Raw genomic sequence first — 15756 nt, forward strand, 5'->3', positions numbered from 1 at the left:
AGGGAGGGGCGGCAGCTGTGGCTGCACGACCTTTGCACGAGATCGTCGAACCGGGCTGGGCGAAGGCCCTGGAGCCGGTGGCCGGCCGGATCGCCGCCATGGGCGACTTCCTGCGCGCCGAGATCGCCGCGGGCCGTACGTACCTGCCGTCGGGCGCCAACGTCCTGCGCGCCTTCCAGCAGCCGTTCGACGACGTGCGGGTGCTGATCGTCGGTCAGGATCCGTACCCCACACCGGGGCACGCCGTGGGGCTGAGCTTCTCGGTGGCCCCCGAGGTGCGCCCGCTGCCCGGCAGCCTGGAGAACATATACCGCGAGATGCACTCCGACCTGGGGCTGCCGCGGCCGTCCAACGGCGACCTCACGCCGTGGACCCGGCAGGGCGTCCTGCTGCTCAACAGGGCGCTGACCACCGCCCCGCGCAAGCCCGCCGCGCACCGCGGCAAGGGGTGGGAAGAGGTCACCGAGCAGGCGATCCGGGCGCTGGTCGAGCGGGGGCGGCCGCTGGTGGCGATCCTGTGGGGGCGCGACGCCCGCAACCTGCGTCCGCTCCTGGGCCAGGTGCCGTCCGTGGAGTCGGCCCACCCCTCCCCCATGTCGGCCGACCGCGGCTTCTTCGGCTCGCGGCCGTTCAGCCGCGCCAACGACCTGCTGGCGCGCCAGGGCGCGGCCCCCGTGGACTGGCAGCTGCCGTGACGGCGGCGGAGGCTCCCGGAGCACCGGCCGCATCCGCCGCGGGGCGCCTGCCGGTGCGGCCGGTCCGGTGAGCCCGGCGGCCGGCCACGTCCTGGGCGTCGACTCCGGCGGCTCGGGAATCCGCGTCGGCCTGCGGGCGGTCCCAGGCAACGGCCCGGACCTGACCTGGTCCTCCTCCGTCCCGGCGGGCGTCGGCGGACAGGGCATCGACGCCCGGGGCCTTCTGCGCCAGGTGCTGCCCGCCGCACGGAGCCTGCTGGCGCAGGCCGGGGCGCAGCGCTGCGAGGCCGTCTGTGTGGGCGCCGCCGGCATGGCCTCTCTCGGTGCGGAGCTGCGCGCCGTCCTGCCCTCCGCCCTGCGCGAGGCGCTCGGCGTGCGCCGCCTCGCCCTCGCCACGGACGCCGTCACCGCGTACGCCGGGGCCCTGGGCCAGCGGCCGGGAGCGGTCGTCGCCGCGGGCACCGGGCTGATCGCGGTGGGCACGGACCTGACCGCGGAGGGCGGCTGGCGGCGTGCCGACGGCTGGGGCCACCTGCTCGGCGACTGCGGGAGCGGGGCCTGGATCGGCCGCGCGGGGCTGGAGGCGGCGATGCGGGCGTACGACGGGCGGGCCGGCGGCTCGCCCGTCCTGCTGGAGCGGCTGCGGGAGGTCCTCGGCCCGCCGGCGGAGCTGCCCGCCGCCCTCTACCCCCGGGCGGACCGGCCCGCCGTCCTCGCCTCCTTCGCTCCTGAGGTGGCCCGGTGCGCGCCGGCCGATCCGGTGGCGGCCGGCATCCTGCGCCGTGCGGCCCGGCACATCGCCGAGGCGGCCGCGGCCGTCTGCCCGCCACCGCGGCCCGGCAGGGAATCGCCCCCCGCAGCAGGCGGCCGGGAATCGTCCACTGCGACAGGCGGCCGGGAATCATCCCCTGCGACAGCCGGCCGGCAGGCAGGTCTGGCGCATCCGGCCGGCGCGGTGTACGGCCCCGGCGAAGGGCACGACGTGGCGCTGACCGGAGGCCTCCTGCGCCTGGGCGAGCCGCTGCTCGCACCCCTGCGCGAGGAGTTGCAGCTGCAACTTCCCGCTGCGCGGCCGGTCACCGCGGCGGGCCGGCCCCTGGACGGCGCGTTGTGCGTGGCCGGAGCCCTTCTGACGGGCAGTCTGCTGCTGCCGGCCGATCCGCCCATGCTCACCGTCGTTTGCTGAACACTCCCGGTCACATCCGCACACTTCTGCGATGAGCGTATTTTTGGGCGAATAAATCCGGACAGACACCACCGGGACGCCCCCACCCGAACGGCCCAGTCCCCCGAACGACTAACATGCGGCGCCATGAGCTCCCCCACAGGGCCCGCGCCTGGCCTGCCTGTACGAATGCCGCGACCCCGTCAGCCCGGACGGCACCGGCGGCCGGAGCCGGCGGTCGCTCCCGCCGGTGCGCCGCCGCTGGTTCTCGCCGTTCCGGGGCTCCCCGGCACGGCGACGCGCCTCCTCGCCGAGGAGGTGCTCAGCATCGCCCGCTCCGAGCTCCCCGGCCTCGACGCCCGCATCGGCTACGTGGACGCCGAGGGTGACACCGAGGGCTACCCCTCCCTGGAGTCCGTCCTCGCCTACGCCGCCGCGCAGCGCACCGCTCGCGCCGGCGAAGCCCGCGAAGCCGGAGCCGAGGACGGCGCCGCCGGCGCGTGGGACCAGTGGCCCCCGGCCATCGTGGTGCCGCTCCTGGCCGGCCCGGACAACGCCCTCCTGCGCCGCATCCGCCAGTCCGTCATGAGCAGCGGTTCCGCCGCCGAGCTCACCGACGCGCTCGGCCCGCACCCGCTGCTCGCCGAGGCCCTGCACGTGCGCCTGTCGGAGGCCGGTCTGGCCCGCGCCGACCGCGCGCGACTGTTCACAGTCGCAACGGCGGCGGACGGGATCATTCTGGCGACGGTCGGCGGCGAGGAGGCCGTGCAGGCCGCCGGGATCAGCGGCATGCTGCTCTCCGCCCGCCTCGCCGTGCCGGTCCTCGCGGCCGCTCTCGACATCGACGGCGACATCGCCCGCGCGGCCGACCAGCTGCGCGGCTCCGGCTCGCGGAACCTCGCGCTCGCCCCGGGCCTCATCGGCCCGGAGATCGCCGAGGGGCTCGCGGACGCCGCCGCCAAGGAGGCGGACTGCGCCGCGTCCGCGCCGCTCGGCGCCTACCCGGCGATAGGCAAGCTCGTCCTGGCCAAGTACGCGGAGCTGCTGGGCATATCCCTGCAGCCGGCCCCGAGCCCGGCGCGCTGACCGCCCACCGCTTGTCCGTACGGGTCCTGCGACCAGACCGTGCCGTGACCGTCTGACCGCCCGGCCCGTCCGTTTTCCCCGGAGAGGGGCTCCCGCGCCGCGGAGAGCCCCTCTCGGCGTTCCGGGGCGCGCGTGGGAACGCCGGTGTCAGTTGAAGATCACACAGGACGCCGCCGGCACGGCGACCGTGCCGGCCAGGGACGGCACGCCCGTCTCCGGGTCGACGGCGAACCACGCGACGTCGCCCGACCGCTCGTTGGCGACGTACAGGAACCGCCCCGACGGGTCCGGGGTCAGGTCCCTCGGCCAGACACCGCCGCAGCCGGCGACCGCGCGGAGCCCGGCCACGTCCCCCGACGCGTCGAGGGCGAGGACCGAGATGCTGTCGTGGCCGCGGTTGGCCGTCCAGAGGAACCGCCCGTCCGCGGAGACCACGGGCTCGGACGGGTACGTCTGTACGGCTTCGCCCGGCGGAAGGACGCGCGTCTCCCCAAGGGGCTCCAGCGCCCCGTCCGCGCCGCTCCAGCGGCAGACGGTGACGCTCGGCACCAGTTCGTTCAGCACGTAGATGCGGTCGGTGCGGGGAGCGAACGCCAGGTGCCGCGGGCCCGTGCCGGACCGCAGCCGGGTCTCGCCGTGCGGGCGCGGCAGCCCCGTCACCGGGTCGAGGGCGTACGTCCACAGGGAATCTGTGCCGAGGTCGGCGGCGAGGAGCATGCGGCCCGAGGGGTCGGGCACGACCGCATGGGCGTGCGGGCCCTTCTGCCGGTCCGCGACCGGGCCGCTGCCCCGGTGGGCGAGGACCGCCGCGGGAGCGCCGAGCCCGCCGCCCCTGCGGACCGGCAGGGCGCTGACGCTGCCCGAGCCGTAGTTGGCGGTGAACACGTGGGTGCCGGTGACGGCCAGGTGCGTGGGGGCGTCACCGCGCACGGGCACCGGCTCGCCGAGCGGCCGGGGGCGCAGGGGATCGGCGAGGGAGAAGGCCGCGACGGCGCCCTCGTCGGTCTCGCTCACCGCGTACAGCACGTCGGCCCCGGGCGAGAGCGCGAGGAAGGAGGGGTTCGCCACGGCGTCCGTCGACCCCAGCAGCTTCAGCGCGCCCGTGCCGGGGTCGGCCTCGGCAACCGTGACGCCTCTGCCGCCGGCCTCGGTGTACGACCCGATGTACGCGAGCCGCCCGCGCCGCCCGGCACGTCCTTCCCGTCCTCCGCCGACCGTCATGCCGCCCTCCCCGCCCCCGAAGACTGTGATCCCGACGCTACACGGCGCCACCGGCATACCGGATGTCAGGCCTCCGCGAACACTCCGCGCGGGCCGCTGCGCAGCGGCTCTGCCAGCGAGGACAGCGCGGCCTCCAGGTCGTGCAGGTGCGCGAGCGCGGCCTCGGCGCCGGGGTGGTGGTGCGGCGCGGCACCGGGCAGCACTGCGGCCGGCCGGGCCTCCCCGCCGGACGCGACGAGTCCGAGGAGAGCCGACTCGACGCGCTGGCAGGCGGCGGTGAGCCGGGCGTCGTGCGAGGCGTCGGGGTCGGCCGCGACGGCCGCGAGGCCGCGCGCCTGCCGGGCGCAGTCGTCGAGGTGCAGCACGACCTGCCGCGCGCGCTCCTTGCGGGCGCGCAGCGGGCTGAGCGGGTGCAGCAGCGGGGCGAGGGAGACGCGGACCTTGCCGAGGAGGAGTTCGAGCTCGGCGACGTGCGGGGCGGGATCCGCGGAGGCGTCTCCGGCCAGCCGCCGCGCGGAGTCCGCCGTGCAGTGCCGTACGGCGAGCAGGGCGCGCTGGATCCAGGCGTCCGTGGCGGCGTGGGTGGTGACGGGCAGCACGACGGCGACGGCGAGGGCCGCGCCGGCGGCGCCGACGAGGGTCTGCTCGAAGCGCAGGGCGAGCAGGCCGGGGTGGAGGACGCCCAGCAGCCCGTAGAGCAGCCCTGCCATGACGGTCACGAAGAACATCATCCAGCTGTACGACGGCGCGGCGGTGTAGAAGATCCCGAAGACGCAGACGGCCACGAGGACGGCGGTGGGCCCGGGCGCGCCGTGCAGCGGCACGGCCACGAGGAGGCCGGCGGCGATGCCGGCCAGGGTGCCGACGACGCGGCGGAACCCGCGTACGAGGGTCTCGCCGCGCGAGGCGGTGTTGACGAAGATCCACCAGGCGGTGCCCACGGCCCAGTACCAGCGCTCGTCGGAGACCAGCTGACCGACGCCGAGCGCGAGAGCGCAGGCCGCGGTGTTCTGGAAGGCCAGCCGGGTGGTGGGCCGGGCGAGGCCGCGCCCGGCGAGCGGGGCCGGGGCGGCGGGCGGCGGGGTGCGGCGCTCGATGCACCAGACGCCGAAGCGCACGAGGCCGCACGCCGCGAGGGCCATGATCACGGCCGCGTAGAGGTGCGGGAGCTGGGCGGGCACGGCGTGCAGGAACTGGGTGGCGAAGAACATCATGAAGCCGAAGATCCCGAGCGCCTGTCCGCGCGGCCCCCAGCGCCGGGCGTAGACCCCGCAGAACACGACGGCGAGGAAGGCCGCGTCGCGCACCAGGGGCGTGCCGTGCAGGGCGGAGGCGAGGGCGAGCACGGGGAACCCGACGGCGGGCAGCAGCGCCGTCGTGACCACCTGGCGGCCCGGCGTCGCGTCGCCGACGGTGAACATCGCGAGCAGCGCCGCGAGGCCGCCCGTGATGGAGGCGGACAGCGGCAGGCCGGACAGCTCGACGACGGTGACCGCGAAGCCCACGCCGATGACGGCGCGGACGGCGGTCCGCAGCCGGAGCAGGCCCGGATCCGGAGCCACGAAGATCCTCTTCAGCGCTGCCGCCCCCTTCTCCCCGAGTGGGTACGCGCGCGCACGCACGCGTACGGATGGTCTTCCGGTCTTCTGCCTTCGGCGTGACGCAACGACGCGCGACGCACGACGTAGGACGCGCGACGTGTGACGTGTGACGTCTTCTGCCTTCGGCATGACAAAGGCGCTGCGGGGGTCCGGTGCGGCTCCTTCGCCGCCCGGCGCAGCCCAGCGCAACGCCATCGATGGTTGAAGGAAAACATCACTTGCCTCAGTGGCTCAACAGCGAGCTGAATGACTGGGCCATTGGTACAGTTACCGGCCGGAAGCTCCGACCACGAGGAGGCCGTTGGCCCATGGCCGTGGACGCTCTGGACGCGAAGATCCTCCGGCTGCTGCTGGAGCAGCCCCGCACGAGCGTGCGCGAGTGCGCGCGCGTGCTGGGCATCGCCCGCGGCACGCTTCAGGCCCGGCTCGACCGGCTGGAGCGCGAGGGCGTGATCACCGGTTCGGGGCCGCGCCTGTCGCCCGCCGCCCTGGGGCACCCCGTGCTGGCGTTCGTGCACATCGAGGTCACTCAGGGGCACCTGGACACGGTCGCCGAGGCGCTGGCGGAGGTCCCGGAGATCATGGAGGCCTTCTCGACCACCGGGGGCGGCGATCTGCTGGCCCGGGTGGTCGCCCGGGACGCGGCCCACCTGGAGGACGTGATCCAGGTGCTGGTCCGCACGCCGGGCGTGGTGCGCACCCGTACGGAGATGGTGCTGCGCGAGCGGGTGCCCTACCGGGTGCTGCCCCTGGTCGACTCCGTGGGGCGCGCGGCGCAGCGGAGCGGTTGAGGGCCGGGGCGCGGAGCGGCTGATGTTCGGAGAGAGGCCTGCGGTCGGAGAGAGCCCTGGGGTCGGAGAGAGGCCTGCGGTCATTTTCGATCTCGACGGAACGCTCGTGGACAGCGAGCCGGACTATTACGAAGCGGGCCGCCGGGTCCTGGAGCAGTACGGTGCGCCCGGCTTCACCTGGGAGGAGCACACCCGGTTCATCGGGATCGGCACCCGGGAGACGCTGGAGGCTCTCCGCCGCGAGCACGGCATCGAGGCGCCGGTCGACGAGCTGCTCGCCGCCAAGAACCGCGCCTATCTGGAGCTGGCCGCCGCGCACACGCGGGCGTTCCCGGAGATGCGCAGATTCGTCGGCCTGCTGCACGGGGCGGGCGTGCCGCTCGCCGTGGCGTCGGGCTCCTCGCGGGCGGCGATCGAGGCGGTGCTGGCCCGCACCGGGCTCGGCGGCCTGCTGAGCACGCTGGTCTCGGCGGAGGAGGTCGCGCACGGCAAGCCCGAGCCGGACGTGTTCCTGGAGGCCGCGCGGCGGCTCGGCGCGGCGCCGGCTGACTGCGTGGTGGTCGAGGACGCCCCGCCCGGCGCGGAGGCGGCCCGCCGGGCGGGGATGCGGTGCATCGCGGTGCCCTACCTGCCGCGGACCGCCGGCGACCCCGCGTTCACCTCGGCGGGGCTCCTCTTCCCGGGCGGTCAGAAGGAGTTCGACGCCGGGCGGGCCTACGACTGGGTCACCGGCGGAAACTGAGGCGCCCCCAGGTTCTCGCGACGGCAGAACTGGTGCGATTATCGGCTCGCTCGGCATTGCGGGCGAGGGGAACCGCCCTGCTCAAGCGGGCTCAAGCACTCAGCTCGACGCAGCTCAAGGCAGCTCAACACGCGAGAAACAGAGGCATATATGGAGCGATCCGCAAGACCGGTCCGCCGCTGGGGCGCGGCCGTGGTCGCATCAACCGCAGCGGTCGCCGTCGCGCTCCCGGTGACGACCGCCGAGGCCGCGAGCGGCCCCTCGGTCAGTGCGAAGGGCGCGTTCCTGCTCGACGGCGGCAAGAACGGCACGCTCTGGGGCAAGGACGCCGACACCAAGCGGCAGATGGCCAGCACCACCAAAGTGATGACCGCGGTGACGGTGCTGGACACCAAGGGAGTGGACCTCGACAAGAAGGTCACGATCAAGCAGTCGTACCGCGACTACGTGGCCCGCCAGGGTGCGAGCACGGCCGACCTGCGCACGGGCGACAAGATGACCGTGCGGCAGCTGCTGTACGGCCTGATGCTGCCCTCGGGCTGCGACGCCGCGTACGCACTGGCGGACACCTTCGGCAGCGGCGGCACCGAGGCGGCGCGGACGGCGTCGTTCATCGCGAAGATGAACAAGAAGGCCGCCGACCTGGGCCTGAAGAACACCAGGTACGACTCCTTCGACGGCATATCCCGGGCGGGGAACAACTACACGACCCCGCGCGACTCGGCGCAGCTGGCCCGGCACGCGCTGGGCAACGGCACGTTCCGGACGGTGGTCAGGACGCCGGCGACCCGTCAGAAAGCGGCGAACGTCAACCGCACCTACTACTGGGACAACACCAACAAGCTGCTGGGGTCGTACAAGGGCGCCATCGGCATCAAGACCGGCACCGGCACGGCGGCCGGTGCCTGCCTGGTCTTCGCCGCCGAGCGGAACGGCCGGACGGTGGTCGGCGTGCTCCTCAACGACGGCGCGAACCGCTACCCGGACGCCGTGAAGATGCTGGACTGGGCCTACCGGACCAAGAGCAGCGTGAAGCTCCGGCAGCTGCCCGAGTCGGCGCAGAAGGACTGACGGGCCCGGCGCCCGGCAGCCCTCCGTTTCGGCGGGCGCGGCCCCGGTCGGCCGGTTCAGCCGCTTCCGCAAAGTTCAGCCGGTTCAGCCGGTTCAGCCGAGGAAGGTCAGCCGCACCTGGCGGTCCGGGTTGTCCCTGTTGGTGTCGACCAGGCACACCGACTGCCAGGTGCCCAGCTCCAGCCTGCCGCCGATGACCGGGAGGGTCGCGTGCGGCGGCACGAGGGCGGGCAGCACGTGGTCGCGCCCGTGGCCGCGGCTGCCGTGGCGGTGGCGCCAGCGGTCGTCCGCCGGGAGCAGGTCGTGGAGGGCGGACAGCAGGTCCTCGTCGCTGCCGGAGCCGGTCTCCAGGACGGCCACGCCGGCCGTGGCGTGCGGGACGAAGACGTTGAGCAGCCCGTCGCGGCCGGCGGCCGCCTCGCGCAGGAACGCCTCGCAGTCGTGCGTGAGGTCGTACACCGTCTCCGCCGAGCCGGTGGCGATGTCGATGACGTGGGTGCGGAAGGAGCCGTGGATGTCTGCCATGGCTCCATTTTCGTACGCGGGAAGAGATCTCCCCTCACCCGGGTTAGTAGAAACATGAACAATCACGGGGTCCGCGAGACCGAGGTCGTGGTGATCGGTGCCGGCCAGGCGGGACTGTCCGCGGCCTACCACCTGCGCCGTGCGGGGTACGAGCCGGACGAGGACTTCGTCGTCCTGGACCGCTCGCCGCGGCCGGGCGGGGCCTGGCAGTTCCGCTGGCCCACGCTCACCTACGGCAAGGTGCACGGCATGCATGCGCTGCCGGGCATGGAGCTGACCGGCGCCGACGCGTCCCGGCCGTCCTCGGAGGTGATCGGCGGCTACTTCGCCGGCTACGAGCGCGCCTTCGGCCTGCGCGTGCACCGGCCCGTCGCCGTGCGCGCGGTGCGCGACGGGCAGGCCGGTCAGGAAGGGCAGGCCGGGCGGCTGACGGTCGAGAGCTCCGAGGGGCTGTGGTCGGCACGGGCCCTGATCAACGCGACGGGCACCTGGGACCGCCCCTTCTGGCCCCGCTACCCCGGACAGGAGCTCTTCCGCGGCCGCCAGCTGCACACGGCGGACTATCCCGGCCCTCAGGCGTTCGCCGGGCAGCGCGTGGTGGTCGTCGGCGGCGGCACCTCCGCCGTACAGCACCTCCTGGAGATCGCCGAGGTCGCCGCGGCGACGACGTGGGTGACGCGCAGGCCGCCGGTCTTCCGCGAGGGCCCCTTCGACGAGGAGTGGGGACGCGCCGCGGTCGCCCGCGTGGAGGAGCGGGTGCGCCGGGGCCTGCCGCCGCAGAGCGTCGTCTCGGTCACCGGGCTGCCGATGACGGAGGCCATGGAGCGGGCCCGGGCGGCCGGCGTCCTGGTCCCGCGGCCCGTGTTCGACCGCGTGACCCCCTCCGGCGTGGCGTGGGCCGACGGCAGCTCCGCCGACGCCGACGTCATCCTCTGGGCCACGGGCTTCCGGGCGGCCGTGGACCACCTGGCCCCGCTCAAGCTGCGCGAACCCGGCGGCGGCATCCGCCTGGAGGGCACGCGCGCGGCCCGTGACCCCCGCGTGCACCTCGTCGGCTACGGCCCGTCGGCCAGCACCATCGGCGCCAACCGGGCGGGCCGTGCGGCCGTACGGGAGATCCGCGAGCTGCTCGGTTCTTCACAGCCGCTGATCCCTGCGGCAGTATGAGGCCCTCCGGTGATCACCGCGGGAACGCGGTGACGGGATCCGCCGCGCGGTAACGGCGCCGCCCGGCGAGCGAGGAGGGACCGGTCATGCGCGTCGGGCTGTTCGTGACCTGTGTCAACGACACCCTCTACCCGCACACCGGCCGGGCCGTCGTCACCCTCCTCGAACGGCTGGGCGTCCGGGTGGACTTCCCCGCCGAACAGAGCTGCTGCGGCCAGGCGCTGTTCAACACCGGCTACCGGCACCGGACCGAGCCCCTCCTGCGCCGCTACGCCACCGCCTTCCGCGACCACGACTACATCGTCACCCCCTCCGGTTCCTGTGCTGCCATGGTCCGCGACAACTACCCGCGGATCGCCGCGAAGGCGGCCGCCGAGGGCCGGGCCGGCGCGGTGCCCGAAGCCGTGGCCGGGGCGGCGGCCAGGACCTACGAGCTGACGGAGTTCCTGACCGACGTCCTCGGCGTGACCGACGTGGGCGCCTACTACCCGCACACCGTCACCTACCACCCCACCTGTCACGGGCTGCGGGTCCTCGGCCTCGGCGACCGGCCGCGCCGCCTCCTGGAGCGGGTGGAGGGCCTGGAGCTGCGGGAGCTGCCGGGCGCCGAGGAGTGCTGCGGCTTCGGCGGCACCTTCGCCGTCAAGAACCCGGCCGTCTCCGCCGCCATGGGCGCCGACAAGGCCCGCGCCGTCGCCGCCACCGGAGCCCGCGCCGTGTGCACGGTCGACAACTCCTGCCTCATGCACCTGGGCGGGATCCTCGCCCGCCAGGGCTCGGCCGTCCGTCCCGTGCACATCGCCGAGATCCTGGCCGCAAGCAAGGACGACCCGCTGCCTCTGCCCGGCAACACCCGCACGGGAGCCGCCCGGTGACCGGAACCTACCTGGGCATGCCGCCCTTCCCCCGTGCTGCCGAGACCTCGACCCGGGACGAGCGGCTCCGCGCCAACCTCCGCCGCGCCACCCGCACGATCCGCGCCAAGCGCGACCGGGCCGTCGCGGAGCTGGACGACTGGGAGCGGTTGCGGGCCGCCGGAGCCGCGGTCAAGGACCGGACCCTGCGCCACCTCGGCCACTACCTCGAACAGCTTGAGGAGTCCGTGACCCGGGCCGGGGGCACGGTCCACTGGGCGGCCGACGCCGCCGAGGCCAACCGGATCGTCACGGATCTGGTGCTGGCCACCGGGGAGCGCGAGGTGGTCAAGGTCAAATCCATGGCCACCCAGGAGACCGGGCTCAACGGCGCCCTCGCCGCGGCAGGCATCCGGGCGCACGAGACCGACCTGGCCGAGCTCATCGTGCAGCTCGGGGACGACCTGCCCTCCCACATCCTGGTGCCCGCTATCCACCGCAACCGGTCGGAGATCCGCGACATCTTCCGCAGCCGCATGGCGGACCGGGGCCTGCCGGCGCCCGAGGGGCTGACCGACAGCCCCGCCGATCTCGCCGAGGCCGCGAGGCTGCACCTGCGCGAGAAGTTCCTGCGGGCCAAAGTGGCCGTTTCGGGGGCCAACTTCGCGGTGGCGGAGACCGGAACGCTCGTCGTGGTCGAGTCCGAGGGCAACGGCCGGATGTGCCTCACCCTCCCGGAGACCCTGATCTCGGTGGTCGGCATCGAGAAGGTCGTGCCCACCTGGCGCGACCTGGAGATCTTCCTCCAGCTGCTGCCACGCTCGTCGACGGCCGAGCGCATGAACCCGTACACCTCGATGTGGACGGGCACCACCGACGGCGACGGGCCGCGCGCCTTCCACCTCGTCCTGCTCGACAACGGCCGCACCGACACCCTCGCCGACGCCACCGGCCGCCGGGCCCTGCGCTGCATCCGCTGCTCGGCCTGCCTCAATGTCTGCCCCGTGTACGAGCGGGCCGGGGGCCATGCGTACGGCTCTCCGTACCCGGGGCCCATCGGGGCCGTCCTCACGCCCCAGCTCCGGGGCCTCGCCTCGCCCTTGGAGGAGTCCCTCCCGTACGCCTCTTCCCTCTGCGGCGCCTGCTTCGAGGCGTGCCCCGTGGCCATCGACATCCCCGAGATCCTCCTCCACCTGCGGGAGAGGGTCGCGGAGGGCGGGCCGGTGACGATCCGCGGCACCCGCACCGTCATCAGGCCCGCGAAGCGGCACACCGCCGAGCGCGCCGTGATGAGGGCCGCGGGCTGGGCCCTCGACCACCCCCGCGCACTGCGCCGGGGCCAGCGGCTGCTGGCCCGCACCCGCGGCCTGCACCCCCGGCGGCTGCCCGGACCGGGCCGCGCCTGGTCGGACACCCGGGACCTGCCCGGCGTGCCGCCGGAGCCCTTCCGCGACTGGTGGGCCCGCACCCGCGGCCGCACCGGCTCCGCAGGAGGCGCTTTGTGATCGGCAGCAGCAGGGAACTGATCCTCGGCCGGGTGCGGCGGGCGCTCCGCGACGTGCCGGCGTCGGAGCAGCCGGCCGATCACCCCGTCGCGCGCGACTACGCGGAGAAGCACGGCGAACGCTCGCGCGCCGAGACCGTCGACCTCCTCGCGGAGAACCTGGCGGACTACCGGGCCCTCGTCCACCGCACGGACGCACCGGGGCTGCCCGCGCTCCTCGCCCGGCTGCTCCGCGAGCGCGGCGCCCGCCGGGTGGCCGTACCGGCCGGGCTCCCCTCCGGCTGGCTGACGGGTGCGTCCGCCGAACTCCTCGTCGACTCGCCCGGACTGACGCTCCGTGAGCTGGAGTCGGCCGGCAGCGTGGTGACCGCCTGCGCGCTGGCCGTCGCCGAGACCGGGACGGTCGTGCTCGACGCGGGCCCGGACCAGGGAACCCGCCGCCTCACGCTCGTGCCCGACCACCACATCTGCGTGGTGCGGACCGGCGACCAGGTCGTGGACTCCGTGCCGCAGGCCCTCCGGCGGCTGGCCCCGGCACGGCCCCTGACCTGGATCTCGGGCCCGTCGGCAACGAGTGACATCGAACTGGAGCGGGTCGAGGGCGTGCACGGTCCGCGCACCCTCGAAGTGGTCCTCGTGGGGGGCGACCCGCGCAAGCTGTGAGCTGGTGTCCATGGGCGCGACACTATGCCCGCAGCGATCGTCTGTGCGCCGCACTGTCCACAACCCCGGTCATATGAACTGCCCGGCGGGAGGAGTCGAGTTGAAGCTGCCCCTGCACGACGTCATGGTCGTCGCCCTCGAACAGGCCGTGGCCGCCCCCTTCGCCACCCGCCAGCTCGCCGACCTCGGCGCGCGCGTGATCAAAGTCGAGAGGCCGGGGCGCGGGGACTTCGCCCGCGACTACGACCGCCGGGCCAAGGGGCTCTCCGCCTACTTCGTCTGGGTCAACCGCGGGAAGGAGAGCGTCGTCCTCGACCTCAGGGCGGGGGCGGACCGCGCTCTGCTCGACCGCGTCCTCTCCCGCGCCGACGTGTTCGTCCAGAACCTGGCCCCCGGCGCGGCCGCACGGCTCGGCTTCGGCAGCGACGTGCTCCGCGCCCGGCACCCCCGCCTGATCACCTGCGACGTCTCCGGGTACGGCACCGAGGGCCCGTACCGCGACAAGAAGGCCTACGACCTGCTGGTGCAGTGCGAGACCGGGCTGGTCTCGCTCACCGGGCACCCGGACTCCCCGGCCCGCCCCGGCATCTCGGTGGCCGACATAGCGGGCGGCATGTACACCTACACCGGCATCCTCACCGCCCTCTACGAACGGGAGCGCACCGGTGAGGGCACGGCGCTGTCCGTCTCGCTCTTCGACGCGCTCGCGGAGTGGATGGGGCAGCCGTACTTCGCCGAGGCCTACGGCGGCCCTCCGCTCACCCGCAGCGGAGCGCGCCACCCCTCCATCTCCCCCTACGGGCACTACCGCTGCGGGGACGGCGGGGAGGTGTTCCTGAGCGTGCAGAACGACCGGGAATGGACGGCCCTGTGCGAGCGGGTGCTGCGGCGGCCCGGACTGGTCCGCGACCCCCGCTTCGCCGACAACCCGCTGCGCCGCTCCCACGACGAGGAGCTCACCGCCGTCATCGAGGAGCACTTCGCCCGGCACACGGCGGACGGCGTGGCCGCTCTGCTGGACGGCGCGGGCATCGCGAACGCCCGGCTGCGGACGGTCGCCGGGTTCGCTGCCCATCCGCAGCTCGCGGCGCGCGACCGCTGGCGCGAGTTCGGCTCCCCCGCAGGCCCGCTGCGCGGTCTGCTCCCGCCGGTCGAGGTGCGGGGCCGGGAGGCTTTGATGCGGGCCGTGCCGGCGCTGGGCGAGCACACGGACGCCGTGCGCGCCGAGTTCGCCGTGCCGGACGGCGCTCCGGCAGTGGCCTCCGGGCCTGCGGAGGACCGGAGGCCGGCGGGCTAACCGGCCCGGTCGAGCGGGCGCTCGGCGGTCTCCGGAAGGATCACGTACACGCACGCGGACACGAGGCAGAGCCCGGCCACGTACCAGGGGAAGGCTCCCGGGTGGCCCGCGTCCTTGAACCAGGTGCCGAGGTAGGGGGCGGTGCCGCCGAACAGTGCCACGGTGAGGGAGTAGGGGAAGCCGATGCCCGCGGCCCGCACCCGCGCCGGGAAGATCTCGGCGTTCACGGCGGCGGCGATCGAGGTGTAGCCGGTGAGAAGCACCATGCCGGCGCACTGCACGAGCAGCAGTGACGCGAAGGAGCCGCTGACGGCGTGCAGCAGGGGGACGGCCAGGGCGGCGAATCCCACGGCGAAGCCGATCAGCAGGGGCTTGCGGCCCACCCGGTCCGACAGCAGTCCGCCCAGGGGCTGCAGCGCGGCGAAGAAGGCCAGCGAGAGCGTGCCGGCCGCGAGCGCATCGCCCTTGCTGATGCCCGTGTTCACCTGGGCGTAGGTCGGCAGGTAGGTGGTCCAGGTGTAGTAGGCCAGCGTGCCGCCGGCGGTGATGCCGCAGATCAGCAGGGACTGGCGCGGGTGGCGGCGCAGCGCCTCCAGGACGGCCGGGCGTTCGGACGCCTTGTCCGGCACGTCGTGGGTCTCCTGCGCGCCCTGCCGTATCCAGAACCCGGCCAGGCTGATGAGCGCGCCGATGAGGAACGGCACGCGCCAGCCCCAGTCGCTCATCTGCCCGTCGTTGAGGAGGTGGGCGAGGAGCGCGGCCGTGCCCGAGGCGAGGAGCTGGCCGATGGTGGTGGACACGTACTGGAAGCTGGAGAACAGCCCCCTGCGGCCCGGCCCCGCGGATTCCACGAGGAACGTCGTGGACGCGGCGAACTCCCCTCCGACCGAGAGCCCCTGGATCAGGCGCGCGACCACGAGGACCACGGGTGCGAGCAGGCCCGTGGCGGCGTAGGTGGGGGTGAGGGCGAGGAGCAGGCTTCCGGCGCCCATCAGCAGGATGGTGACCGTGAGGGCCGTCCGCCTGCCGCGCCGGTCGGCGACCGCGCCCATGAGCAGGCCGCCGACCGGGCGCATGAAGAAGCCGACCGCGAAGACGGCGAAGGCCGAGAGCAGCGGCACGAGGGAGTCGCCGGAGCCCTTGGGGAAGACCTGGTCGGCGAAGTAGACCGCCAGGAAGGAGTAGGCGTACCAGTCGTACCACTCGGCGGCGTTGCCGACGGACGCCGCGGCGAGCTGGCGCAGGGAGGAACGGGGCGGGGGCGGGGAGGCGTGCGCGGCGGGTTCGCGGCCCGTCCCGGGGCGGGTGGCCGTGCCGCCGTCGCCCGGCCCGGGCAGTGGCTCGGAGTGCTTCATGATCTCTTCGATCCCCCCG

The 15756-nt window shown here is 74.4% G+C and carries 15 protein-coding genes; 11 read left to right on the plus strand and 4 right to left on the minus strand.

Going from position 1 to position 15756, the window contains the following annotated elements; genetic code table 11:
* Positions 1-17 precede the first annotated feature (17 nt).
* From ACSNOH_RS06885 to ACSNOH_RS06895, 3 genes are all read left to right on the plus strand, one after another.
* Complete coding sequence (locus ACSNOH_RS06885) at positions 18-695, plus strand: uracil-DNA glycosylase (RefSeq protein WP_436720298.1); 678 nt, start codon at positions 18-20, stop codon at positions 693-695.
* Positions 696-762: 67 nt separating this feature from the next.
* A complete protein-coding gene (locus ACSNOH_RS06890; RefSeq protein WP_436720299.1) occupies positions 763-1881 on the plus strand; it encodes an N-acetylglucosamine kinase in 1119 nt (372 codons plus the stop codon).
* Between the two features lie 126 nt (positions 1882-2007).
* Complete coding sequence (locus ACSNOH_RS06895; RefSeq protein WP_436720300.1) at positions 2008-2946, plus strand: hypothetical protein; 939 nt, start codon at positions 2008-2010, stop codon at positions 2944-2946.
* Positions 2947-3093: 147 nt separating this feature from the next.
* Here ACSNOH_RS06895 and ACSNOH_RS06900 read toward each other — a convergent pair whose 3' ends face one another.
* Positions 3094-4167, minus strand: coding sequence for a lactonase family protein (locus ACSNOH_RS06900; protein ID WP_436720301.1), 1074 nt, complete (start codon positions 4165-4167; stop codon positions 3094-3096).
* A gap of 65 nt (positions 4168-4232) precedes the next feature.
* Positions 4233-5735, minus strand: a complete 1503-nt coding sequence (locus tag ACSNOH_RS06905) for an FUSC family protein (protein WP_436720352.1) — start codon at positions 5733-5735, stop codon at positions 4233-4235.
* A 341-nt stretch (positions 5736-6076) separates the two neighbouring features.
* Between ACSNOH_RS06905 and ACSNOH_RS06910 the strand changes: the two genes are divergently transcribed.
* The 3 genes from ACSNOH_RS06910 (at position 6077) to ACSNOH_RS06920 (ending at position 8372) form a co-directional block, all read left to right on the plus strand.
* Entirely contained in the window at positions 6077-6559 is a 483-nt protein-coding gene (locus ACSNOH_RS06910; RefSeq protein WP_436720302.1) for an Lrp/AsnC family transcriptional regulator, read from the plus strand.
* A 22-nt stretch (positions 6560-6581) separates the two neighbouring features.
* Positions 6582-7301, plus strand: coding sequence for an HAD family hydrolase (locus tag ACSNOH_RS06915; RefSeq protein WP_436720303.1), 720 nt, complete (start codon positions 6582-6584; stop codon positions 7299-7301).
* A 150-nt stretch (positions 7302-7451) separates the two neighbouring features.
* Entirely contained in the window at positions 7452-8372 is a 921-nt protein-coding gene (locus ACSNOH_RS06920; protein ID WP_436720304.1) for a D-alanyl-D-alanine carboxypeptidase family protein, read from the plus strand.
* A gap of 93 nt (positions 8373-8465) precedes the next feature.
* Here ACSNOH_RS06920 and ACSNOH_RS06925 read toward each other — a convergent pair whose 3' ends face one another.
* On the minus strand, positions 8466-8897 hold the full coding sequence (locus tag ACSNOH_RS06925) for a secondary thiamine-phosphate synthase enzyme YjbQ (protein WP_436720305.1): 432 nt from the start codon (positions 8895-8897) through the stop codon (positions 8466-8468).
* Between the two features lie 54 nt (positions 8898-8951).
* Here ACSNOH_RS06925 and ACSNOH_RS06930 point away from each other — a divergent pair, with 54 nt between their 5' ends.
* From ACSNOH_RS06930 to ACSNOH_RS06950, 5 genes are all read left to right on the plus strand, one after another.
* Complete coding sequence (locus ACSNOH_RS06930) at positions 8952-10064, plus strand: FAD-dependent oxidoreductase (protein WP_436720306.1); 1113 nt, start codon at positions 8952-8954, stop codon at positions 10062-10064.
* 86 nt (positions 10065-10150) lie between these two features.
* Positions 10151-10939 carry a (Fe-S)-binding protein gene (locus ACSNOH_RS06935; protein ID WP_436720307.1) on the plus strand — a complete coding sequence of 263 codons (789 nt, stop codon included), beginning with the start codon at positions 10151-10153 and terminating at the stop codon, positions 10937-10939.
* The gene (locus ACSNOH_RS06940; RefSeq protein WP_436720308.1) at positions 10936-12423 is read left to right on the plus strand and encodes a lactate utilization protein B; all 1488 of its coding nucleotides are present in this window, start codon (positions 10936-10938) and stop codon (positions 12421-12423) included. Before ACSNOH_RS06935 ends, ACSNOH_RS06940 begins: the two co-directional genes overlap by 4 nt.
* On the plus strand, positions 12420-13085 hold the full coding sequence (locus ACSNOH_RS06945; protein WP_436720309.1) for a LutC/YkgG family protein: 666 nt from the start codon (positions 12420-12422) through the stop codon (positions 13083-13085). The genes ACSNOH_RS06940 and ACSNOH_RS06945 overlap by 4 nt, the downstream gene beginning before the upstream one ends.
* A 73-nt stretch (positions 13086-13158) precedes the next feature.
* Positions 13159-14382: a CaiB/BaiF CoA transferase family protein gene (locus ACSNOH_RS06950; protein ID WP_436720353.1), complete on the plus strand. Its 1224-nt coding sequence runs from the start codon at positions 13159-13161 to the stop codon at positions 14380-14382.
* Here the strand turns inward: ACSNOH_RS06950 and ACSNOH_RS06955 are convergent.
* A complete protein-coding gene (locus ACSNOH_RS06955; protein WP_436720310.1) occupies positions 14379-15737 on the minus strand; it encodes an MFS transporter in 1359 nt (452 codons plus the stop codon). The two genes, ACSNOH_RS06950 and ACSNOH_RS06955, sit on opposite strands and share 4 nt — an antisense overlap.
* Between the last annotated feature and the right edge of the window lie 19 nt (positions 15738-15756).

This window comes from Streptomyces sp. URMC 127 (assembly GCF_051386535.1).
Taxonomy (GTDB): domain Bacteria; phylum Actinomycetota; class Actinomycetes; order Streptomycetales; family Streptomycetaceae; genus Streptomyces.